We start from the raw sequence: 23,146 nt of genomic DNA, 5'->3' as shown, positions 1-23,146 counted from the left end.
TTAATAATAGTCCTGAAGTGGCCGAACTTCAAGTTGCCGTTGCTGCAAGGACGCAATCGCCTGTGCCACGGCGACACTTCCTGCGGCTGTCGTATATTGCGAAACCTTGTTCACAAGCGCGGAACGGCGGATTTCTTCGCTGTCTTTCAGGCTCTGCCAACCTTCGGTCGTGTTGAAAATCAGGTGGATCTCCCCATCCTTGATCTTGTCGACAATATGGGGTCGGCCCTGGGCAACCTTGTTCACCCGCTCGACCTCGATTCCCTGTGCTCGCAGATAGTCGGCAGTCCCGCCGGTAGCACAGACGGAAAATCCGCATTCGATAGCCTGTTTGACCGCCGGTACGATCACCGGCTTGTCACTGTCCTTCACCGATACAAACAATTTTCCGCCCATAGGCGGCGGCATCCTCGCGCCGATCTGCGATTTCGCAAAGGCCGTCGCAAAATCCTTGTCGATACCCATGACTTCGCCGGTTGATTTCATTTCCGGCGACAGGACAGGGTCAACGCCCGGGAACCGGTCAAACGGGAACACCGCCTCTTTGACCGCGATATAATCGATGTCGAGTTTGATCGGCGGCAAGTCTTTCAGCTTTTCGCCCGCCATGACACGCGCCGCAATCTTCGCTATCGGCGCGCCGATGGCCTTGGCGACAAAGGGTACCGTGCGGCTGGCACGCGGATTGACCTCGATCAGATAGACCTTGCCATCCTTGACCGCGAACTGGACATTCATCAGCCCGCGGACGTGGAGGTTGAACGCCAGCAATTCCGCCTGACGCCGGATTTCGGCGATAATGTCCGCCGGCAGGCTATAGGGCGGAATGGTGCAGGCGCTGTCGCCACTGTGCACGCCTGCTTCTTCGATATGCTGCAGGATACCGGCCACAACGACATCGTCGCCGTCGCAAATCGCGTCGACATCAACTTCGATAGCATCGCGCAGATAGCTGTCGATCAGGACGGGCGAGTCGCCCGACACAATCACGGCCGTCTGGATATAATTTTCAAGCTGCGCCTGCGTATCGACAATTTCCATCGCCCGGCCACCGAGCACATAGGACGGCCGCATCAATACAGGGTAGCCAATCTTTTCGGCCACCGCGATGGCCTCTTCCCGGCTGCGCGCGATGCCGTTTTGGGGTTGGCGCAGCTTCAGCTTGTTGATGAGCGCGGCAAAACGCTCCCGGTCTTCGGCAAGGTCAATCGCATCCGGCGAGGTGCCAAGGATCGGAATGCCCGCCGCCTCCAGCGCTTTGGCCAGATTCAGCGGGGTTTGGCCGCCAAATTGGACAATCACGCCCTTCAGCCGGCCCTTTTGCTGTTCGACATGAAGGATTTCCAGCACATCTTCTGCGGTCAGCGGTTCGAAATAGAGCCGGTCTGACGTGTCATAGTCGGTCGACACCGTTTCCGGGTTGCAGTTGACCATGATGGTCTCATACCCAGCATCCGCCAACGCAAAGCAGGCGTGGACGCAGCAATAGTCGAACTCGATCCCCTGTCCGATGCGGTTCGGCCCGCCGCCCAAGATCACGACTTTCTCGCGGTCGGATGGCTGGCTTTCGCATTCGGGCGTTCCGAAGCTCGGTGCTTCGTAAGTCGAATACATATAAGGTGTTTTCGCCTCGAATTCGGCAGCGCAGGTGTCGATCCGCTTGAAAACCGGCCGGACACCCAACTTGTGCCGCAGGGCGCGAACCTCGTCCTCTGTCACCGCACCCGCCATGGCGCGCGCCGCCTGCATCGCGATACCGGACCCATGACGCACAGCCGTTTCCATGCCGGGCCGGATATTGAGCGATTCCACGGCGAGATAGGCAAGCCGCTTGTCCGAAAAGCCCATAGCCTTCAGCCTGCGCAAAGCCTCCGGACCATTGGGCAGACCATTGGCCTTGATCGCATTTTCCTCGGCGATGATTTCGGCCAATCGTTCCAGAAACCAGGGATCAAATTTCGCAATGGCGTGGATTTCCGCAACGGTCATGCCTTCGCGCAGTGCCTGCGCAGCGACCAGCAAGCGGTCGGGCGTGGCCCGCGACAATTCGGCGGAAAGCTCGTCTTTCGACGCGCCGCGCAGCGCATCGACATAGTTGAAACCCGACAGTCCGGTTTCCAGACCGCGCAGCGCCTTTTGCATGCTTTCGTGGATGTTGCGGCCAATGGCCATCACCTCGCCCACCGACTTCATCGCCGTGTGCAGCAACGGTTCGGCGCCTTTGAACTTTTCAAAAGCAAAGCGCGGGATCTTGGTCACGACATAGTCGATCGTCGGTTCGAACGATGCCGGAGTGGCGCCGGTAATGTCGTTCGTAATCTCGTCGAGCGTATAGCCGACCGCCAACTTGGCCGCGACCTTGGCAATCGGGAAGCCGGTGGCCTTGGACGCCAGCGCCGAGGAACGCGAAACACGCGGATTCATCTCGATAACGATCAGGCGGCCGTCCTTCGGATTGACTGCGAACTGTACGTTCGATCCCCCTGTTTCCACGCCGATTTCGCGCAAGCAGGCAATGCTTGCGTTGCGCATGATCTGATATTCCTTGTCCGTCAGGGTCAAGGCAGGGGCGACGGTGATCGAGTCACCTGTATGCACGCCCATCGGATCGACATTCTCGATGGAACAGATGATGATGGCATTGTCATTGCGGTCGCGCACGACCTCCATCTCATATTCTTTCCAGCCGAGCAGCGATTCCTCGATCAGCACCTCGGTCGTGGGTGAGGCGTCGAGACCACCGGTCACGATCTGGATAAATTCGTCGCGGTTATAGGCGATGCCTCCACCCGTGCCGCCCATGGTGAAACTGGGACGGATGATGGCCGGCAGGCCGGTGCGCTCCAGCACTTCCAGCGCCTCGTCCAGGCTGTGCGCGATGCCGGAACGGGCGGATTCCAGCCCGATCTTGTCCATTGCGTTGCGGAATTTGATCCGGTCTTCGGCCTTGTCGATTGCCTCGGCATCCGCACCGATCATTTCGACACCATATTTGGCAAGCGTACCATCGTTGAAAAGGGCAAGCGCCGTATTCAGCGCGGTTTGCCCGCCCATCGTCGGCAACACCGCGTCGGGCCGTTCCTTTTCAATAATCTTGGCCACGATTTCGGGCGTGATCGGCTCGACATAGGTCGCGTCGGCCATGTCCGGATCGGTCATGATTGTCGCAGGATTGGAATTGACGAGGATGATGCGATAGCCCTCCTCCCGCAGCGCTTTGCACGCCTGCGTCCCCGAATAGTCAAACTCGCACGCCTGCCCGATAATGATGGGGCCTGCACCGATGATCAGGATAGAGGAGATGTCAGTTCTTTTGGGCATTATTATTCCATGCTCACATAAGCTTCGGCGCCCGTGCGCTCAAACTCGCCGGTTATGCACGAAAAGGCAGCTGTGCCTTCGGCCTGGCTGAGCTTGATCATTACGCCACTGGTTCCCTTTGTTTCTTCAACCGTCACTGGTACGCCATCAATAACCGAAGTCTCGTTCGTGGTTGAGGGACCAAAACGGGCGGTCTGCAGCTTGCAATTGGCCTTCAGCTCAGCAAATTGCGCCTCGGTCATCGCTGTTTTGGATCCGGAGCTGCTATTGCCGGCGTCTCCGCAGGCACCAAGGATCAGGGTCGCGCTTGCGATCATCACCATCGAGAAGTTGATGCTCGCTTGGCTCACCCCATCATCCCCGCAAATTTTTCGAAGAGATAATGGCTGTCCTGCGGCCCCGGTGAGGCCTCGGGGTGATATTGCACGCTGAACGCAGGCTGATCGACCAGTTCAAAGCCGCAATTGGAGCCGTCAAACAGGCTGGTGTGCGTTGCCTTGGCATTGGCGGGCAGAGTTTCCGCATCGACTGCAAAGCCGTGGTTCATGCTCGTAATCTCGACCGCGCCATCGGACAGGCGCTTGACCGGATGGTTGGCACCGCGGTGTCCCTGATGCATCTTTTCGGTCTTTGCGCCGACCGCAAGGCCCAGCATCTGGTGCCCGAGGCAGATGCCGAAAAGCGGCTTTTTCGTTTCCAGCCATTGCCGGATGACCGGCACCGCATATTCGCCCGTCGCCGCGGGATCGCCCGGGCCGTTGGACAGGAAAAGGCCATCGGGTGCGTGCGCCATGATCTCGTCAAAGGCAGCGGTCGCCGGGACCACTGTCACGTCGCAACCGACATCGACCAGATTGCGCAGGATATTGTGCTTGATACCGTAATCAATGGCGACAACCTTGCGACTGCCCTTTGCAGGGGCGGCATAACCCTCACCCAGTTTCCACAAACCCCTGTCCCAGCCATAGGTTTGCAGGGCCGTCACCTCTTTCGCAAGGTCCATCCCCTCCAGCCCGGCCGAGGCCCGTGCCTGCGCGAGCAATGCCGGGATATCAAACTTACTGCTCGACGAATGGGCGATAACCGCGTTCGGCGCGCCATTGATGCGGATCAGGCGGGTCAGCGCGCGGGTGTCGATGCCGGAAATACCAATGCGGCCATTGGCCTGCATCCAGGCATCGAAATGCTGTGTGCTTCGGAAATTCGACGGATCGGTCACATCCTGGCGCACAATGGCACCGAGGGCGTGCGGGTTCAGCGCCTCCACATCTTCGGGATTTGCGCCGACATTGCCGATATGGGGAAAGGTGAAGTTGATGATCTGCCCGGCATAGGACGGGTCGGTCATCACCTCCTGATAACCGGTCATCGCAGTGTTAAAGCACACCTCGCCAACCGCCTGTCCTTCGGCTCCAAAGCCCCTGCCCCAGATGATCTCGCCTGACGCCAATACCAATACGCCTGTCGCTCCGGTGGGCGCGCGCGTAGAGGTAGGGTCGGCCATGATGGGGTCGCTCCGGTCAGAAGGTTGCAGCAATGTCGCTAAGGCACCGCGCCTAGACATGGCGGGCCGCAGCGTCAATGCGGAAAACGAGAAAGTTGTGGAATAGTGCCCGGCGAAGTTGAGGGTGACGAAAAATGGATGTTCGTCTAACGCACTTCCTCTTCAAAAATTCGGAAATGCAAAATGATTCGTGACACCATTAAAGCCGCCCAGATCTCTGCCATGAAGGCGGGCGAAAAAGACCGCCTTGCCGCCGTCCGCCTTATCCTTGCCAAGATCAAGGATCGCGATATCGAGCTGCGCACCGCGTCACAACAGCCCGATGACGACGCGCTTGTCGTCGAAGTCCTGCAAAAAATGGTGAAGCAGCGTCGCGAATCCATTGCCCTGTACGAACAGGGTGGCCGCGCCGAGCTTGCGGCGGTCGAGGCGGCGGAGCTGGCCGTCATTGAAGAATTCCTGCCCGCGCAGATGACCGAAGCCGAAACCAGCGCGGCCATTGAGGCAATCAAGGCGGAACTGGGCGCCTCCACCGTGAAGGACATGGGACGCGTCATGGCCACGTTGAAAGAACGCCACGGCCCGCAACTCGACATGAGTAAGGCCAGCGGCCTTGTGAAAGCGGCGCTGGCTTGAAGTGACACTAACCCCGCAATGGCTTGATGAACTCCGTTCCCGGATCACGCTGTCCGCGTTGATCGGCCGTACGGTGAAGGTCACGCGTGCGGGGCGCGAGTTCAAGGCCTGCTGCCCCTTCCATAATGAAAAGACGCCCAGTTTCACGATCAACGATGAAAAGGGGTTCTACCATTGCTTCGGCTGTTCCGCGCATGGCGATGCAATCCGCTGGATGACGGACCAGCGGGGGTTGTCCTTTATGGACGCCATCAAGGAACTGGCCGCCGAAGCCGGCATGGAAGTTCCGGCAGCCGACCCGAGGGCCGCGCAACGCGCTGAAAAAGCGAATAATTTATATGACGTCATGACGGCAGCGCAGGACTGGTTTGTCCAGCAGTTGCAGGGCGTCGAGGGCGCAGCGGCCCGCTCTTATCTTCAAAAGCGCGGCTTTTCGGCAAAGACAATCCAGGAATTCGGTTTCGGCCTTGCCCCCGACAACCGCACCGCGCTCAAATCCGCGTTGCAGAAATTCGGCATTCCCATGCTGGTCGAGGCGGGCCTGTTGATCGCGGTCGACGACAAGGAGCCCTATGACCGGTTCCGCGGGCGCCTGATGATCCCGATCCGCGACCCGCGTGGTCGTGTCATTGCCTTTGGCGGCCGGATATTGGGCGATGGCGAGCCCAAATATCTCAATTCCCCGGACACCCCCTTGTTCGACAAAGGCCGCACGCTCTACAATCTCGACAAATGCTCGCCTGCCTCCCGCAAGACGGGGCGCGTGATCGTTGTCGAAGGCTATATGGACGTGATCGCCATCGCACAGGCCGGTTTTGCAGATGCCGTCGCGCCACTGGGAACCGCTTTGACGGAGCAACAAATCCAGATGCTGTGGCGGATGACCGAAAAGCCCCTGCTCTGCTTTGATGGCGACAGCGCAGGGCAAAAGGCCGCGATGCGCGCCGCATTGCGGGCGTTACCACTGCTGAAGCCCGGTCACAGCCTGCAATTCGTTACCTTGCCCGAGGGTCAGGACCCCGATGATCTGGTGAAAAAGTCAGGGCCCAAGGCATTCGCCGAACTCCTCGACCGTTCTGAACCGCTCGTCGAGCGCCTCTGGCGCAGCGAAGTGGCCGCAGGCCCCCTGGACACCCCGGAAGACCGCGCGGGTCTCAAGCAACGGCTAGGCGGGCATATGGCAAACATCGCCGATGCCGAAATACGTCGCCATTATGCCGATGCTTTTCGCGAACGGTTCGATACGCTGTTCGCGCCCAAAGCACGCGCCCCTTTTCAGCCCAGCATCCCAACCCGCAAGGGGAAAGCCCGCGACTGGCGCGCACCGCAAATCCTGCCGCCCGGCGCAGAAACCAAGAGCTTCAACGCCAAAAATTCGGACTTTCTGGTTCAGGGCGTGCTCGGCGCGCTTTTACGCAATCCCGTGCTGATCCAGCATCATCAGGAAGCCCTGAGCGACTTCGTTCCGGCCGACCCGAATCATGCAAAATTGTTGGGTGCGATACTTGATGCAAGTTTTGCCAAAGAATCGCTTGATACGGAGGGGTTAATTACCATATTGGACGAGAAGTTGTATAATGTCGCCATATCGCTTCTCCACAGCAACGGCAAAGTCTTTGCTTTTAACCGTGGAGATGTCGGGGTTGGAAGCGACGGATTGTCCAACGCTTCAAAGGAATTGGGTGAAGCAATCAGGCTTATGAAGCAGCGTCCCGCGCTGGAAGAAGCTTTGGAACGCGCCACATTGCGGGCAAGTTCGGAGATGACCGACGAGACTTTTGCGGAACAGCAACGATTGCGCGCCGAGAAAAAGGCATTTGACGACCGCATCATCGCATTTTTTCGGCGCGATGCGGACGGATTGTAGAATTTAGAGTTATCGGGGAATTATTTTGGCAAGTCGCGCAAACGAAAATGAAGAAGATATGTCCGAAAACGGTGATGCACCGCTGATTGACCTTAACGATGCGACCATCAAGAAGCTGCTCGCAAAGGCGAAACGCCGGGGCTTTTTGACCTATGATGAGCTCAACGCCGCATTGCCGCAGGACCAGATGTCTTCCGAGCAGATTGAAGACGTCATGTCCGCAATCAACGACATGGGCGTTCAGATTGTCGAGAATGATGAAGCCGGTGAAGATGGCGAGGAGCCCGAGGAAGAAGTCGAAACCATCGACAATATCTCGGAGAATGACCCGCGCTCGCTGACCAACACGACCAAGAAAACCGGCGCGGGCGAACGCACAGACGACCCTGTCCGCATGTATCTGCGCGAAATGGGTGCCGTCGAATTGCTCAGCCGCGAAGGCGAGATCGCGATTGCCAAGCGCATCGAATCCGGCCGCGACACGATGATCCTGGGTCTGTGCGAAAGCCCGATCACGTTCCATGCCATTATCGACTGGTCCAATGCACTGAACGACGGCAACATGCAGTTGCGCGAAATTCTCGACCTTGACGCCATGTTGTCCAAGGAACCAGCGCCTGAAAGCCTGACCGAAGACGGTGAGGAAGAAGGCGACGGCGAAATCAGCGAAAAAACCGCTGGCCCTTCCTACAAGGAAGAAGACGAAGTTGAGGATGAACCGGAATCGTCGGACGATGATGACGACGATATGACCGAACGCCGTGCGCGTCCCGTCGAAGAAGAGGAAGAGGACAATACCCTCAGCCTCGCGCAGATGGAAGAAGCGCTGAAGCCTGCGGCTTTGGAGCGTTTTGCCAAGATCGCATCGCTGTTCAAGAAATTCTCCAACGTGCAGCTTGACCGCATGCGGGCATTGAATGCCGGTGAAGAATTTTCCGCAGCTTCGGAAAATAAATATCACAAATTACGCGAAGAATTGACCGCCGAAGTGGAGTCGGTCCAGTTCCATGCCAACAAGATCGAGTATCTGGTGGACCAGCTCTATTCGTTCAACCGCCGCCTGACCGCCCTTGGCGGACAGATGTTGCGTCTTGCGGAACGGCACAAGGTTCCGCGCAAGGCGTTCCTCGACAGCTATATGGGCCACGAGCTGGACGAAAACTGGCTGGCCGATGTCGCGAACATCGACAAAAAATGGAATGCCTTTGCGACCAACGAAGCGGACGCCGTCGAACGCATCCGTGCCGAAATTGCCGATATCGCGGCAAATACCGGCATGAGCCTTGGCGAATTCCGCCGCATCGTGAACATGGTGCAAAAGGGCGAGCGCGAGGCACGCATCGCGAAAAAGGAAATGGTCGAAGCCAATTTGCGCCTCGTGATTTCCATTGCCAAGAAATACACCAACCGCGGGCTTCAGTTCCTCGACCTTATTCAGGAAGGCAATATCGGCCTCATGAAGGCGGTCGACAAATTCGAATATCGCCGCGGCTACAAGTTCAGCACCTACGCCACATGGTGGATCCGGCAGGCCATCACCCGCTCGATTGCTGACCAGGCGCGGACAATCCGTATTCCGGTGCACATGATCGAAACGATCAACAAGCTGGTCCGCACAAGCCGCCAGTTCCTGCACGAACAGGGTCGCGAACCGACCCCTGAGGAAATGGCAGAGCGCCTTTCCATGCCGCTGGAAAAGGTCCGCAAGGTGATGAAAATCGCCAAAGAGCCGATCAGCCTTGAAACCCCGATCGGGGATGAGGAAGACAGCCACCTGGGTGATTTCATCGAGGACAAAAACGCGATTATCCCCGTGGATGCCGCCATTCAGGCCAATCTCAAGGAAACGGTGACCCGCGTTCTTGCATCCCTCACCCCGCGTGAGGAACGTGTGTTGCGCATGCGTTTTGGCATTGGCATGAACACGGACCATACACTGGAAGAAGTCGGGCAGCAGTTCAGCGTGACCCGCGAACGTATCCGCCAAATTGAGGCAAAGGCTCTGCGCAAGTTGAAACACCCGAGCCGCAGCCGCAAGATGCGCTCGTTCCTCGACCAATAATCAGTAAAGCGAATGAAATGAAAAAGGCTGCCCTTCCATCAAGGGCGGCCTTTTTTATGCGTGCGGAACGCGATTGATGGCGTCTTCAATCGGTTGTTTGAGCATACGCGCACCGGGGACGCTCAGGTGATGGCTATCGAAATAGAGCGGCGATCCATTGGCAAAGGTCATGCACCGTGACGTCGGGCAGAATATCCGGGCCGGATAGATTCGTGTCAGCAAACGGTGATGGCCCAGATCTTCCAATATCTTGGTCGCGCGCCACTGCCGCTCCACATAAAGATCGCGCGACACGGTAAAGTCAGCGGGGTCCTCTCCGCGCAAGCTCAACAGGGCGAGTGTTTTCGGAATGTCATATCCGGTTTCCGGCACTGGATAGACGAGGACCACATGCTTTCCGTTTGCCATCAGGATCTGCACCAGATTGCGGATCCCGTCGCGGAAATGATGGCGCGCGGCGTCGCTGAACATAGGATAAGGTTCCCCATCCGGGCCAATCAACTTGGGCGCGCCGTTGTTGGTTTCAGCCTCTCCGGTCGAGACAAAGCGCCCTTCGAGATAAAGTGACCAGCGTGCCGCCAATATGACCGTATGGATGTCTTTGTTGGCCAGAACATAGTCCAGCCGCTTACGGTTGCCTTCGACGCAAGCCGGGCTTGTTCCTGCCCCCAGCAAGGGCGGGCATTGCGGGGATGCGCCATAGACAATGCCCGATCCGCTTTCCATGGCTACCTGATCCAGTGCACCGAACAGCGCGCCTGCATGGGAATCGCCCCACAGGAATACAGAGGCATCGCTTGGATCGCCGATGGTGCAACGGGAATTGGGTTCCAGCTGAAGTTCCACTTTTCCGCACATATCGGATTCCGGATTCATCGACTTTTCGTAAGATGCCAGTTCGACGGTCCGGTCCTTGAACCGGTCAGGCAAGCCTCCGCTGAAATAGATTGCGGCCGAGATGCAGGACACGAGCACGATCGATGCCCCGCCCAAGGCAAAGACAGAACGTTGCGGCGTTTCGTCATAGGGCCGCCGGAACGGCAGTTCGACGAAACGCCAGGACAGATAGCCTAGCGCAATGGAAATGCCGGCAAGCCCGGCATTTTGCAGCAGGGTCAGCTTTCCGATATTCACGTAATTGACGAACACGAACAGCGGCCAGTGCCAGAGATATACGGAATAAGAGATTTTGCCGACGAACCGCATTGCCGCGTTGGAAAGCATCCGTCCCGTCAACACATCCTTCCCCGCCCAGATCAGCAAGGCGGTGCCTAAACATGGAAAGAATGCAGCAGCGCCGGGAAAAACGGTGAGATCATCGAAAATCACGAATGTGGCGATCAACAGAGCGAGGCCTGCCAGGCCGGCAATCGTCGCGGTCTGCTTACGCTCGGGCGCCTTGAACAGCCCGACTGCCAGCAAAGCGCCAATCAGAAACTCCCATGCCCGGAATGGCATCAGGTAAAAGGCTGTCGACTGGTCGATGCCGGTCATCCAGACACAGGCGAGGAAAGACAATCCCGCAAGGCCCAGCAAAATGCTTTTGATATGCTGCGCCCATTTCCTGAGGATGAGCATCAGGATGATGGGATAGATGATATACACCTGCTCTTCGACAGCAAGCGACCATGTGTGCAAGAGAACGCGCACCTTGGCATCGCCTTCAAAATAGCCCGTTTGCGTCCAATAGGCGATGTTCGACACAAAGGCCGCCGCACCAAAGCTATTTCGGGACATGTAGGTGAAATCCTGCGGCAACAGGATCAATGCACCGGCAACCAGCGAGACAAAAAGCATAAGGAACAGGGCCGGAAACAACCGCCTGATCCGGCGTTCGTAAAAGCGCATCAGAGAGAAATTGCCCTGCTCGATCTCGCCGACAATCAGCCTGGAAATCAGGTAGCCTGAAATGACGAAAAAGATATCAACCCCGACATAACCGCCCGGTACAAAGCCCAGATCAGCGTGGAAAAACAGGACAGCCAAAACGGCAATGGCCCGCAAACCGTCAATATCGGGGCGGTACGCCAGCGCCGAAGCCGTCGTTCTACCATATTCAGTCATCAAATTCGTTCCGGCTCTTGCCCTGTAAAAATACAGAAATTCGCCCCTTCACCTTAGCGAGACGACACAAGAAGTCATTTAAGCAAAGGTGGTACCCAGAAATAGCTAGGATCTGCGGGAAAAGAGGGCGTCGCGGTCCCGATTTGGGACGCATAGCGACCACGCGCTCGCCGGAATAAACTGTTCAACAGAAACTTTTCCCCTCGTAAACATGTCATTTAGGACTTTTTGCTACCCCTCCTCAATCAAGCGCTGTGAAAAGGCCGTTTGATCGTCATGCGGAGTGGGCAATGGACAATCTGGCGCGGCCGGACAAAGTGCGTGATTTTGGATCACAATTTACCGACGCCGTTCTGGCGGACGGGAGCGTGTCCATTATCCAGCCGCTTGCCGATTTCATCAGTGAAGGGTCGACGCGCCCCGATTTGCGCTCACCCTATAAATATGCGCGCGGGGCTTTGGTTGCCGATATCGCGCATTTCATCAACATTTCGCACGGACGGCATCCCGGCATCGTCGATCACGCGGCGCACAAGATTGTCGACGACGCGGCGCGTAAATGGCTGATCAAGGCAATTGACGGCTTCGCGGTGGAGCGCAGCTTCATGAATGCCCTGACCGTAGCGGCAGGGCCCGAACGTCGTCATCAGGGCGAAAACAAGGTCGCCGCCCTCATCACAAGCCAGGCGCGTAATTTCGAAATGCTGGCAACATCCGATCGTAAGGGCTGCCCCGCAGGCGCCGCCTTGGCCTTTGTCATCGACTGGCATCGCAGCCGGCCTCTGCTGTCGGCGGTCGCCCTGCACGTCGGTATGGATGTCCCTCCGCTGGGGCTGCCCGACATAGACGAATGCACCGACGTTGCCGACAAGCTGGGCGTCACGGACAATTACCGGCGCGCAATGCGTTTCGGGGCAGAACAGATCCTTGCCCAGCAACGCGGGCTTTGGCGCCTGATCGCGGCGCGTCATGCCGAGGCATTGGCCGCTTAACCACCCCTGCCCCATATAGTGTCTTGCATATAGCAGCATCCGCACTTAACGAATTAACCGTTCGATTAAGTAATGGGATCTGATGATGCGTTTTGAAGGCACCGACAAATATGTAGCAACCGATGATCTGAAGGTTGCGGTCAACGCGGCGACAAAGTTGCGCCGTCCGTTGCTGGTCAAGGGTGAACCGGGCACCGGCAAGACCGTGCTGGCACAGGAAATCGCAACCGCGTTGGGTGCCCCGTTGATCGAGTGGAACATCAAATCGACCACCAAGGCGCATCAGGGCCTGTATGAATATGACGCCGTCGCCCGTCTTCGCGACAGCCAGTTGGGTGACGAGCGCGTGCACGACATCCGCAACTATATCAAAAAGGGAAAATTGTGGGAGGCATTCACCAGCCCGCAGCTTCCCGTGTTGCTGATTGACGAGATCGACAAGGCCGATATCGAATTCCCCAATGACCTGTTGCAGGAACTCGACCGGATGGAGTTCTTCGTTTATGAAACGCAAGAGACGATCAAGGCGGTTGAACGTCCCATCGTCATCATCACCTCGAACAATGAAAAAGAACTGCCCGACGCATTTCTGCGCCGCTGTTTCTTCCACTATATCAAATTCCCGGACCGCGACACGATGCAGTCGATCATCGACGTCCACTTCCCGGACATCCAGAAAATCCTGGTGTCGAAGGCGATGGATATCTTCTACGAAGTCCGCGACGTGCCGGGCCTGAAGAAAAAGCCGTCGACGTCCGAGCTGCTCGACTGGCTCAAACTGCTGCTGCATGAAGATATGCCGCTCGACGTTCTCCAATCGCGCGACCCGACCAAGGCGATCCCGCCTTTGCATGGTGCGCTGCTGAAGAACGAGCAGGATGTGATGCTGTTCGAACGCCTTGCCTTCATGGCGCGGCGTCAGGGCAGTTAATCCCTAAATCACATAAGCGATTTCAAGGTCGCCCCAGCGGCGACCATTGATGCGCAGCGGCACATAGACGTTGCGGACGATCTTGTACGTCTTACCGTCGCCCTCATGCCGGTAGACCGCCATGGTGAAGTCCTTTTCGCTCGCCTTCGCAGTGATATCGCATCCTTCGAACAGGACGCGGCCGTTGCGGCAATATTTGGTGTCGTGCGTGATTTCGCCGGTTGGCGCGCGCGAAAATTCCTTGAGATGTACCGGCAGGAAGCCTTTGTTGCTGCTGCACACCACCGACATGATCGCGTCGGGATTCGTTGCTTTCACCGATTCCAGAACCGGCTGCCAGTTGCGTTCCGCCCAGTCGGTCAGGCGAGTGCGGTAGCGGGGCGGGTTGCTGCCCTCAATCAGCTGGAGGTCTGAGTCAAACAGCGCATCCATGGACAAAGTCCCCAGCCCAATCGCATTTTCCGTCAGCGCTTCAACTTTACGGGCCTGTTCGGTCGCCAGTTCGACATATTTCAGATCATCATGCGACAAGCCGCTGTGGACGATCGAATCAAACATACCGTTCGCCAACGCTTCGAGCTCGACCAGTTGCTTGTGCGCATTGCCCACCGCGCTGAACATCGTGCCATTGGCCTCGGCCACCGCATCACGGACATGTTGCGCCTCGATCAGGCTCTGGTGCACATCGGCCGTGTTCGAAGCGATTTCACGGCTCCGGTTCCCCATTTGGCCGATGATCTCGCTGACATCGTCGATCAAATCCTGCAGGCTGGAAAATTGCTGCTGCGCTTCGCTGCTGGTGGCGATGCCATCCTCGATCTGGCCGACAAATTTCGCTGCCTCGTTTGACAGCGAATTGACGGTACCGGTAATTTCAACAGCAGCAGCGCGGGAATCCAGCGCCAGCTTTTTGACTTCTGCAGCCACCACCGAAAATGTCTGGCCCGCATCACCGGCCTTCTCGGCCTCGATCGCGGCATTGAGCGCCAGCATATTTGTCGTACGTGCAATGGTATCGATAGCTTGCGATACCCGCTTCACCTGCTCCATGGCTGCGGCAAAGCCGGTGATATGCGTACCCAGATTCCCGATGAGGCCGATCAACGCCGAAAAGCTGGCAATTGACAATTTGATGGTATCGTTGCCCCCCATCAGCCGGGTAACGGCTGCTTCGGACAATGCGCTCGCTTCCGATGTGGCCTGCGTGACTTCAGCAATATCCGAGTCCAGACGCAATGTCAGTTCCGTCAGTTCAGAGTGCCGGGATTTCAGCCAGTCTGCGGACTGAAGCGCCTGTTCCAGAACACCTGCAGCACCGGCGCACCCCACGGTAACATCACCACAGATTTTTGCCGTTTCCCGTATCCACGCATTTTCGGGAACGTCGATCTTTTCCATCTTCATGCAGGCGACCCTCATCACAGTTGCAAAGCCGTGTAACCTGTTTTGGTTAGCGCTTCGTTAACCCTCTTTAGTTGACGAGAAGCACCCAAATCGGCACAAGCCCAAGACAGAGTTTTGCGAGGATAGAGCCGGTGTTTTTTTCTTTCATGGACGAGTTGCGAACTGCGGGGATTTCCGCATCGCTCAAAGAACATCTGGCCCTGTTAGAGGCGCTAGAAGCCGACGTGATCGCCCAGAATCCCGAAGAATTCTACTATCTCGCCCGCGCCACCCTGGTGAAGGACGAAGCGCTGCTGGACCGGTTTGACCAGGTGTTTGGTAAAGTCTTCAAAGGCATTTTCACCGAATATGGCCAAGAACCGATCGACATTCCGTCCGAATGGCTGAAGGCGATTGCCGAAAAATATCTGTCCCCTGAAGAAATGGCTGCCATCGAAAAAATGGGCAGCTGGGACGAGTTGATGGACACGCTGAAAAAGCGGCTCGAAGAGCAGGAAAAGCGCCATCAGGGCGGGAATAAATGGATCGGTACCGGCGGAACTTCGCCCTATGGCAATTCCGGTTACAATCCCGAGGGCGTCCGCATCGGCGGAGAATCGAAGCATAAACGCGCTGTCAAAGTGTGGGAAAAGCGCGAGTTCCAGAATCTTGACAACACCCGCGAACTGGGCACCCGCAATATCAAGATCGCCATGCGCCGCCTGCGCCGCTTTGCCCGCGACGGGGCGGCTGAAGAGCTGGATATTGATGGCACCATCAACGGCACTGCGCGCAAAGGCTGGCTTGATATCCAGATGCGGCCCGAAAGGCGCAATGCCATTAAGCTGTTGCTGCTTCTTGACGTGGGCGGGTCCATGGACCCCTTCATCAAATTATGTGAGGAACTGTTCAGCGCGGCGACAAGCGAGTTTAAAAATCTCGAATTTTTCTATTTCCACAACTGCCCCTATGAGGGCCTGTGGAAAGACAATAAGCGCCGCTTTAGTGAACGCACGCCCACCTGGGAAGTCCTGCACAAATTCCCGCACGACTATAAGGTCGTCATCGTCGGCGACGCGTCAATGAGCCCCTATGAAATCACCCATCCGGGCGGTTCCGTCGAACATTTCAACGAAGAATCAGGCGCGGTCTGGCTGCACCGGATCAGCAACACCTACCCGGCGACCGTATGGCTGAACCCGGTGCCGGAAAAGCAATGGGGCTATTCACAGTCGACCAAGATCATCAAGGAAGTGATGAACGACCGGATGTATCCCCTGACGCTAGAGGGTCTGGACGATGCCATGCGGGAATTGAGCCGGAAGCATGGGCATTGAGCGATCCATTTCGCGACAACAGTGTCGACCATGTGTGCAGTTGTAAAATAATTTGCATTAATCCCGATAGCCTATAGCCTTTGCCCACTTCATCAGGAAGGCGGACCAGTATCGCTCTCTTGTGCGAACCAACGGTAAGGGGGATGCCATGGTCATCGAAGAAGCCAGAAGTGAGGCATTATCGCCACTGGTCCAAACCGAACGGATCGAGTCGCTCGATATCTTGCGGGGAATTGCCGTTCTCGGAATATTGCTGATGAACATCATCGGCTTTGGCTTGCCCTGGGCATATGACAATCCCACCGTCGCCGGCGGTATGGACCCACCCAATTACTGGGCATGGGTCATTCCGACCCTGTTTTTTGAAGGCACAATGCGCGGAATATTTTCGCTGCTGTTCGGCGCCAGCATTGTCATGCTGACCGACCGGATGGAAAAATCCGGCGCTGGGCTGAAAACAGCCGACATCCATTTCCGCCGGATGCTCTGGATGCTTCTTTTCGGAATAATACACTGGGCGCTACTGCTATGGATCGGCGAGATATTATTTGCCTATTCGATCGGCGGACTCCTTCTCTTCGCTTTTCGGAAAATGGCGCCAAAGCATCTTCTGATGATCGCAGGCGCCTTGTTGCTCACAAGCGTTGCGATTTCTGCCGTTGAACATCGCGACATGGTCGAAACCAGCATTGCCGCCGAAAAGGCATCTGAAGCGAAAACCGCCGGAGTAAAATTGACGGAGGAACAACAGGCGTCCGTTACAGATTGGGAAGAAGCTCAGAGTGAATTTTCTCCAAAGATGGAAGATCTCGAGTCCATTTTGAAAATTCACCGCGAAGGATATTTCGAAGCGGTGAAGGATCAGTTCCCCATAGCTTATGAGTTCCAGTGGACCCATTTACCTTGGTGGCTTGTGTTCGACATGATGTCATTCATGATGATTGGCATGGCCTTTCTGGGTCTTGGAATACTGGGCGCGTACAAAAGCCGGGCATATTATTTCAGCATGATGGTCGCAGGCTATGTGGTAGGCTTACCGCTCAACTATATGGAATTACATATCTTCCAGAATAGCGGTTTCACCGTTCTGGGGTACAGCGAAGCGGCCATTACCTATGAAATTAGCAGGCTCGCTATGGTCATCGGACATCTTGGACTGTTTTTGAGCATCATTAAGGGCGGATGGTTGAAGCCTTTGCAGCGCGTCCTTGCCGCGACCGGCCAAATGGCGCTGACAAACTACATTGCACAGACACTCATCTGCACCATGCTATTTTACGGATTTGGCTTTGGTCTATTCAACAGGTTGGAACGCCATGAACTATTTTATGTGGTAGCTGCAATCTGGGCTATCGAGCTCATTTGGAGCCCGATTTGGCTTCGCTTTTTCCGCTTCGGTCCGATGGAGTGGCTATGGAGATCATTGACCTATTGGGAACGACAACCGATGCGGAGATAGACCCCACGGGCCAATGACTTAAGACCAAGGAACCGCCGGTCAGTATAAGAGATAGGGGCGCCGGTCGGTAACCCAAGCCTCCTCATCCGGCCCGGTCACCGCATCCAACTCATCCGCTGTCGACCCATCCCGATCCACCCACTCGCGCAGGCCGGGACCGCCATTGATCACATCAATCGCCAGTTTCCCGAATTCATATTCATAAGGAAAATCACGCCACAGATCATAGTCGGGATACAGGCTCCGGATCGCCTTGAACGCCAGTGCCTGCACGCGCCATGGACGGAACGCCTGATGGTCATAGGCCGCGCCTTCGGCATGAATATGCACGCCGTGGCAGAGGCTGTGGACATGTTTGTGGAAAGTCGGTTCAAACCATATTTCGCGCAACGTGCAGCCTGTGAGCCATTGGGGGGCAAAGCGGCGCATTTCGGCGATGACCGCGCGGGCGTCGATGTCGGGTGCACCGAATATTTCCAATGGCCGTGTGGTGCCGCGTCCTTCGGACAATGTGGTGCCCTCCAGCATCACCGTCCCTGCATAGGCACGCGCCATGTTGATGTTGGGCGCATTGGGGCTGGGGTTGATCCACAAACGGTCTGCTGGCCAGCCATAGCCCGGCGCGGCATCGGGTTGATACCCTTCCATCGCAACAACATGGTAATCCACATCGATCTTATAATGGTCAATGAACCACTGCCCCAGTTCGCCCAGGGTCAGGCCGTGACGCATGGGAATTGGCCCCGCGCCCACAAAACTTTCCCAACCGGGCAACAATGTCAGACCTTCAACCGGCCGTCCCGCCGGATTGGGACGGTCGAGCACCCAGACCGACTTTCCATGTTCGGCGGCGGCCTCCAGCATGTAGAGCAGCGTCGTGATGAAGGTATAGATGCGGCAGCCCAGATCCTGCATGTCGATCAGGATGACATCAAATGTCCCCATCGATTGTCCGGTGGGACGACGCACTTCGCCATAGAGACTGAATACCGGCACACCGTGGACAGGATCGGTGAAATCAGGCGATTCCATCATATTGTCCTGCTTGTCGCCGCGCAGGCCATGCTGCGGACCGAAAGCCGCGGTGATATCGATGTCGTCCAACGCTGCGAGCGCATCGAAGCTATGCGTTAGGTCCGATGTGACCGAAGCGGGATGGGCGAGCAGGGCCACACGTTTGCCCTTTAAGGGTGCACGCAAGGAAGGCTCGGTGAGCAGGCGATCTATTCCGAATTTCATGCCGCGCTTGGTGCCTCCAGATAGAGCGCAAAGCAATCCCTATGATGAAAATCGGGCTTTCCGTCGGGATGCGCCAAGGCCCAATAGGATTTGGTACCACCACTTTCCGCAATGACGGCCGTGATCCCGATCAATAATGGGCCGCCGGACCAGATCTCGGGCAGTGCGAGCTCTGCTTCAAGCGCGAAATGGGCTTCGCCGGCTTTGCTGCTTATATGGGGTCGATCGGTCACCAAATCGGACATCCCCGCCCGATAGGCATCAAATCCATATGCCGCCCATTGGGTGGATGGCGCAAAATTATATTCGAGATAGGCATCGCTACCCTCACGGCGCACGAAGAGTTCGAAACAGGTCGTTTTCCAAAGTTCGTCGGTCCGTTCCGGCGGCATTTTTCCGGAAATTTCCAGAGAGGATGGATCGCAATCGACATGGTAACGCAGCACCAAAGCGCCGCCCCTCCCCCGCGACAGCGACACCCGGATGGCATCTGCCTGTATGGACTGTGTTGCGGGATGGCAGGCCAGTGCGATTTCTTCTATCGAAATATTGGCCAATCTTGAAACTCCATGCTAGGCGCTGCCGCGTTATGACTGCTTACAAATCCGACCTCCTCCGCCTGCTTGATGAGCGTGGCTACATTCACCAGGCAACCGATGCCGCAGGACTAGATGCCTTGGCCATGAAAGAAGTCGTTCCAGGCTATATCGGCTTCGATCCCACTGCGCCATCGCTTCATGTCGGCAGCCTTGTACAGATCATGCTGTTGCGCCGTTTGCAACAGGCGGGACATAAGCCGATTGTCCTGATGGGCGGCGGCACGGGGAAGATCGGCGATCCGAGTTTCAAGGACGAAGCCCGCAAGTTGCTGACCAACGAAGTCATTCAGGACAACTGCGCCTCGATCAGGCGGATTTTCGAACGCTTCCTCACCTTTGGTGACGGGCCGACCGATGCGATCATGCTGGATAACAGCGAATGGCTCGATGCGCTTGAATATATCCCTTTCCTGCGTGAGGTCGGGCAACATTTCTCGATCAACCGGATGCTCAGCTTTGATTCTGTGAAACTGCGTCTGGACCGCGAACAGTCGCTGTCATTCCTGGAATTCAATTACATGATTTTGCAGGCCTATGACTTCATGGAACTCTCGCGCCGCGCAGGGTGCCGCCTGCAAATGGGTGGGTCCGACCAGTGGGGGAATATCGTCAATGGTATTGAGCTTGCACGCCGGATGGACGGTACCGAGGTATATGGCGTTACCACCCCGCTGATCACCACCGCCGATGGCGGAAAGATGGGCAAAACCATGTCAGGTGCCGTGTGGCTACACGAAGACCAGTTGCCCGCCTATGATTACTGGCAATTCTGGCGCAACACCGATGATCGTGACGTGGGCCGTTTCCTCCGCCTGTTCACCGATCTGCCACTCGACGAAATCGCGCGGCTGGAGGCGTTGCAGGGTTCGGAAATCAACGCAGCGAAAATTGCGCTTGCCAATGCGGCGACCGAAATGTGCCGGGGTGCGGAAGCAGCAAAGCTTGCCGAAGAGACAGCGCGCAAGACATTTGCGGAAGGTGCAACGGGTGACAATTTGCCCATTTTCAAAGCATCTGGCGCGGTATCGATAATTGATGCCCTAATTGGACTTAATTTTGTTGCATCGAAGAAAGAGGCACGTCGTCTGATCGAAGGCGGCGGTGCGCGGATCAATGGCGAGGCAGTTGCCGACGAAAATGCCGTTATTTCCGTAACTTCGGATGATGTGAAGCTTTCGGCAGGGAAGAAAAAGCACGGGATTTTGCGGTTCGTTTGAGGTCGCAGGGTAAATTTGCGGCCCCTACTATTTTACCATTTATTTGTAACTTGATGTCATGTTGCGGCTATCGAAATTAAAACAAGGGCCGCAATGAATGGCGCAACCTGCACCGAATAACGACATGGATCTCCGCCGCGCGGCTCGCCATCGTGCGAACCACAAGGTTATCGCGGAAAGCAAATTTCATGGCGACCAGACGATCCATATCGTCAACGTGTCTGCGCATGGTTTCATGATCGATGACAATCAGGTGTTTGAACGTGGCGACCGGGTGGAAATCCGCTTGCCTGTGGTTGGTCGTCTGGAAGCTCTGGTTATCTGGACCGTTGAAAACCGCGCAGGCTTCCAGTTCGAACGGGTCGTTCGTCTGCCGGATTTCCTTGCGCTTCTGGAGCATGTCAGCCCCAAATTGCGGTAACTATCCGCCCCGCAGGGTCGCAATTCCAGCGTCCCTTTCAAACAAATAGAGACATAGGCGCGCGGCTTCCCCCCTGGGGCCCGCCAGACCGCCGTCACGGTCCAGCAGCAACCGCGCATCATCTGCCGCCACGCCGATCAGCTCGCGGACCTGTTCGGGCGTCGCCACGCGGAAAGGGCTGTCGCCCGATTGCCGCGTTCCCAGCAGCTCCCCTGCCCCGCGCAGTTTCAGATCCTCCTCGGCAATGCGGAAGCCGTCATTGGTCTCGCGCATCAACGCCAGCCGCGCCCGCGCCGTCTCGCCAATCTGGGCGCTGCGGATCAGCAGGCAGACCGATTTCTCCGCGCCGCGCCCCACCCGTCCGCGCAACTGGTGCAACTGGGCAAGGCCGAAGCGGTCGGCCGCTTCGACGATCATCAGGCTGGCATTGGGCACATCGACCCCGACCTCGATCACTGTGGTTGCGACCAACAGCCGTGTTTCGCCAAGGATGAAGCGTTCCATCACCGCATCCTTTTCCGGCCCCTTCATCCGTCCATGCACCACCGCGACCTGGTCACCGAAACGCAGCCGTAGCATCTCGGCGCGCTGTTCGGCGGCGGCAAGATCGCTATTCTCGCTTTCCTCCACCAGCGGGCAGACCCAGAAAGCCTGTTTTCCCGACGCAAGATGCCGTGCCACGCCGTCGACAATCTCGGGCAGCCGCTCCTGCGAAATCACCCGCGTTTCCACCGGCGTGCGGCCCGGCGGCAGCTCGTCAATCTGCGAGGAATCCATTTCGCCATAGGCGGCAAGCGCAAGGCTGCGCGGGATCGGCGTTGCGGTCATGACCAGAAGATGCGGCACCCCCCTGCCCTTGCGCGAGAGCATCAGCCGCTGCGACACACCAAAACGGTGCTGCTCATCAATCACCGCGAGCGCGAGCGCCTTATAGGTTACCGCCTCCTGGAATATGGCATGGGTGCCGACAAGGATGTGGATGCTGCCATCGGCAAGGCCCATCAGCGTCGCCTCGCGCAATTTGCCCTTTTCGCGGCCGGTCAAGATGGCGATGTTGACGGGCAGCCCCGCCAGCAATTTCTGCAATCCCGCAAAATGCTGCCGCGCCAATATTTCGGTCGGTGCAAGCATGGCGCCCTGCATTCCCGCCTCCACCGCGCGGAGCAGCGCGCGCAGAGCGACCATCGTCTTGCCCGCCCCCACATCACCCTGCAACAGCCGCAGCATCGGGCGCGACTGGGCGATGTCGCCCTCTATCTCTGCAATCACCCGCTGCTGCGCGCCGGTCAGTGCGAAGGGAAGCTGCAACCGGTCAACCAACGCACCTGTGCCCGAAATCGGCACCGCCTTGCGCTGGTCCATCGCTGCGCGCACCAGACGCATGGCAAGCTGGTTGGAAAACAGTTCGTCATAGGCCAGCCGGTCGCGGTTCGCCATATCGTCCCTTTGGTGCACCTGATTGAGCGCGGCGTGCCACCCCGCCCAGTTGCGCGCCGCCAAAAGGCTGGGTTCGATCCATTCGGGAAGTTCAGACACACTTTCGAGCGCGGCCGTCGCAAGCTGCCCCATCCGCTTGTTCGTCAGCCCCTCCGACAACGGATAGACAGGCTCGGCAAGGCCGGGTGCGCCCGCCTCGCCCACGGCAACGATATGGTCGGGATGCACCATCTGCAATTCATCGCCATAACGGTCGAGCTTTCCCGAAATGATCCGTGCTTCGCCTATAGGCAACTGCTTGCGGGCCCAGCCTCCATTGCGGCCAAAGAAGGTCAATGTGATATAATTGCCCTCCGCATCGGAGGCGTAGATCCGCAGCGGCGCCCGCGCGCTGCCGCTGCTGCGGTGGTCCATCACCGTCACGGCGAGGATGATATTGCACCCGACATCGGCAACGTCCAGACGCTGGACGGCCTTGCGATAGGTCCAGCTTGCCGGAAAATGGTACAGCACATCCTTGATCCGCACCAAACCCAGCTTCTCAAGCGGCTTTGCCAGCCCGGGTCCGACGCCTTTCATTGCGCGCACTTCTGCAAATAACGGATTGAGAATATCTGGACGCATGGCTAGGGCCATCTATAACCGGAAACCCTCATAAAAGCACAAGCATAAAGGAT

The 23,146-nt window shown here is 57.2% G+C and carries 17 protein-coding genes; 9 read left to right on the top strand and 8 right to left on the bottom strand.

The features are described 5' to 3' along the window. Genes carB through carA form a run of 3 tightly spaced genes read right to left on the bottom strand, consistent with a single transcriptional unit; the run spans position 1 to position 4,825 of the window. Positions 1 to 3,321, bottom strand: coding sequence for a carbamoyl-phosphate synthase large subunit (carB, locus tag FOM92_RS03405; RefSeq protein ID WP_143775371.1), 3,321 nt, complete (start codon positions 3,319 to 3,321; stop codon positions 1 to 3). 2 nt (positions 3,322 to 3,323) lie between these two features. Further along, positions 3,324 to 3,671, bottom strand: a complete 348-nt coding sequence (locus FOM92_RS03400) for a hypothetical protein (protein WP_143775370.1) — start codon at positions 3,669 to 3,671, stop codon at positions 3,324 to 3,326. Next, positions 3,668 to 4,825, bottom strand: a complete 1,158-nt coding sequence (gene carA, locus FOM92_RS03395; RefSeq protein WP_143775369.1) for a glutamine-hydrolyzing carbamoyl-phosphate synthase small subunit — start codon at positions 4,823 to 4,825, stop codon at positions 3,668 to 3,670. Before carA ends, FOM92_RS03400 begins: the two co-directional genes overlap by 4 nt. A gap of 183 nt (positions 4,826 to 5,008) precedes the next feature. Here carA and FOM92_RS03390 point away from each other — a divergent pair, with 183 nt between their 5' ends. The 3 genes from FOM92_RS03390 to rpoD are packed head-to-tail and all read left to right on the top strand — an operon-like array spanning position 5,009 to position 9,390. Further along, positions 5,009 to 5,461, top strand: coding sequence for a GatB/YqeY domain-containing protein (locus FOM92_RS03390; RefSeq protein WP_143775368.1), 453 nt, complete (start codon positions 5,009 to 5,011; stop codon positions 5,459 to 5,461). Position 5,462: 1 nt separating this feature from the next. After that, the gene (gene dnaG / locus FOM92_RS03385; protein WP_143775367.1) at positions 5,463 to 7,328 is read left to right on the top strand and encodes a DNA primase; all 1,866 of its coding nucleotides are present in this window, start codon (positions 5,463 to 5,465) and stop codon (positions 7,326 to 7,328) included. A gap of 58 nt (positions 7,329 to 7,386) precedes the next feature. Continuing rightward, positions 7,387 to 9,390, top strand: coding sequence for an RNA polymerase sigma factor RpoD (gene rpoD, locus FOM92_RS03380; protein WP_246087209.1), 2,004 nt, complete (start codon positions 7,387 to 7,389; stop codon positions 9,388 to 9,390). Positions 9,391 to 9,444: 54 nt separating this feature from the next. Here rpoD and FOM92_RS03375 read toward each other — a convergent pair whose 3' ends face one another. Beyond that, on the bottom strand, positions 9,445 to 11,454 hold the full coding sequence (locus tag FOM92_RS03375) for an acyltransferase family protein (protein WP_143775365.1): 2,010 nt from the start codon (positions 11,452 to 11,454) through the stop codon (positions 9,445 to 9,447). A 290-nt stretch (positions 11,455 to 11,744) separates the two neighbouring features. On the opposite strand from FOM92_RS03375, the gene FOM92_RS03370 reads away from it, so the two are divergent. Then, positions 11,745 to 12,446, top strand: coding sequence for a DUF6975 family protein (locus FOM92_RS03370; RefSeq protein ID WP_143775364.1), 702 nt, complete (start codon positions 11,745 to 11,747; stop codon positions 12,444 to 12,446). A gap of 85 nt (positions 12,447 to 12,531) precedes the next feature. After that, complete coding sequence (locus FOM92_RS03365) at positions 12,532 to 13,377, top strand: AAA family ATPase (RefSeq protein ID WP_143776296.1); 846 nt, start codon at positions 12,532 to 12,534, stop codon at positions 13,375 to 13,377. Between the two features lie 3 nt (positions 13,378 to 13,380). Here the strand turns inward: FOM92_RS03365 and FOM92_RS03360 are convergent, their stop codons facing one another. Beyond that, entirely contained in the window at positions 13,381 to 14,781 is a 1,401-nt protein-coding gene (locus FOM92_RS03360; RefSeq protein ID WP_170226777.1) for a methyl-accepting chemotaxis protein, read from the bottom strand. Positions 14,782 to 14,912: 131 nt separating this feature from the next. On the opposite strand from FOM92_RS03360, the gene FOM92_RS03355 reads away from it, so the two are divergent. Further along, positions 14,913 to 16,097: a vWA domain-containing protein gene (locus FOM92_RS03355; protein ID WP_143775362.1), complete on the top strand. Its 1,185-nt coding sequence runs from the start codon at positions 14,913 to 14,915 to the stop codon at positions 16,095 to 16,097. 148 nt (positions 16,098 to 16,245) lie between these two features. After that, positions 16,246 to 17,556: a DUF418 domain-containing protein gene (locus tag FOM92_RS03350; protein ID WP_143775361.1), complete on the top strand. Its 1,311-nt coding sequence runs from the start codon at positions 16,246 to 16,248 to the stop codon at positions 17,554 to 17,556. A gap of 39 nt (positions 17,557 to 17,595) precedes the next feature. Here the strand turns inward: FOM92_RS03350 and FOM92_RS03345 are convergent, their stop codons facing one another. Beyond that, positions 17,596 to 18,795: an exo-beta-N-acetylmuramidase NamZ family protein gene (locus tag FOM92_RS03345; RefSeq protein ID WP_143775360.1), complete on the bottom strand. Its 1,200-nt coding sequence runs from the start codon at positions 18,793 to 18,795 to the stop codon at positions 17,596 to 17,598. Next, entirely contained in the window at positions 18,792 to 19,352 is a 561-nt protein-coding gene (locus tag FOM92_RS03340) for a DOMON-like domain-containing protein (RefSeq protein ID WP_143775359.1), read from the bottom strand. Before FOM92_RS03340 ends, FOM92_RS03345 begins: the two co-directional genes overlap by 4 nt. A 32-nt stretch (positions 19,353 to 19,384) precedes the next feature. On the opposite strand from FOM92_RS03340, the gene tyrS reads away from it, so the two are divergent. Continuing rightward, positions 19,385 to 20,611, top strand: coding sequence for a tyrosine--tRNA ligase (tyrS, locus tag FOM92_RS03335; RefSeq protein ID WP_143775358.1), 1,227 nt, complete (start codon positions 19,385 to 19,387; stop codon positions 20,609 to 20,611). 97 nt (positions 20,612 to 20,708) lie between these two features. After that, positions 20,709 to 21,032: a PilZ domain-containing protein gene (locus FOM92_RS03330; protein WP_143775357.1), complete on the top strand. Its 324-nt coding sequence runs from the start codon at positions 20,709 to 20,711 to the stop codon at positions 21,030 to 21,032. On the opposite strand, the gene recG is transcribed toward FOM92_RS03330, so the two are convergent. Continuing rightward, a complete protein-coding gene (gene recG, locus FOM92_RS03325; protein ID WP_143775356.1) occupies positions 21,033 to 23,093 on the bottom strand; it encodes an ATP-dependent DNA helicase RecG in 2,061 nt (686 codons plus the stop codon). Positions 23,094 to 23,146: the final 53 nt, after the last annotated feature.

This window comes from Sphingorhabdus contaminans (genome assembly GCF_007280415.1).
Classification (GTDB): domain Bacteria; phylum Pseudomonadota; class Alphaproteobacteria; order Sphingomonadales; family Sphingomonadaceae; genus Sphingorhabdus_B; species Sphingorhabdus_B contaminans.
The sequence above is the reverse complement of the archived record's forward strand: the minus strand, read 5'-3'. Positions and strand labels throughout refer to the sequence as shown.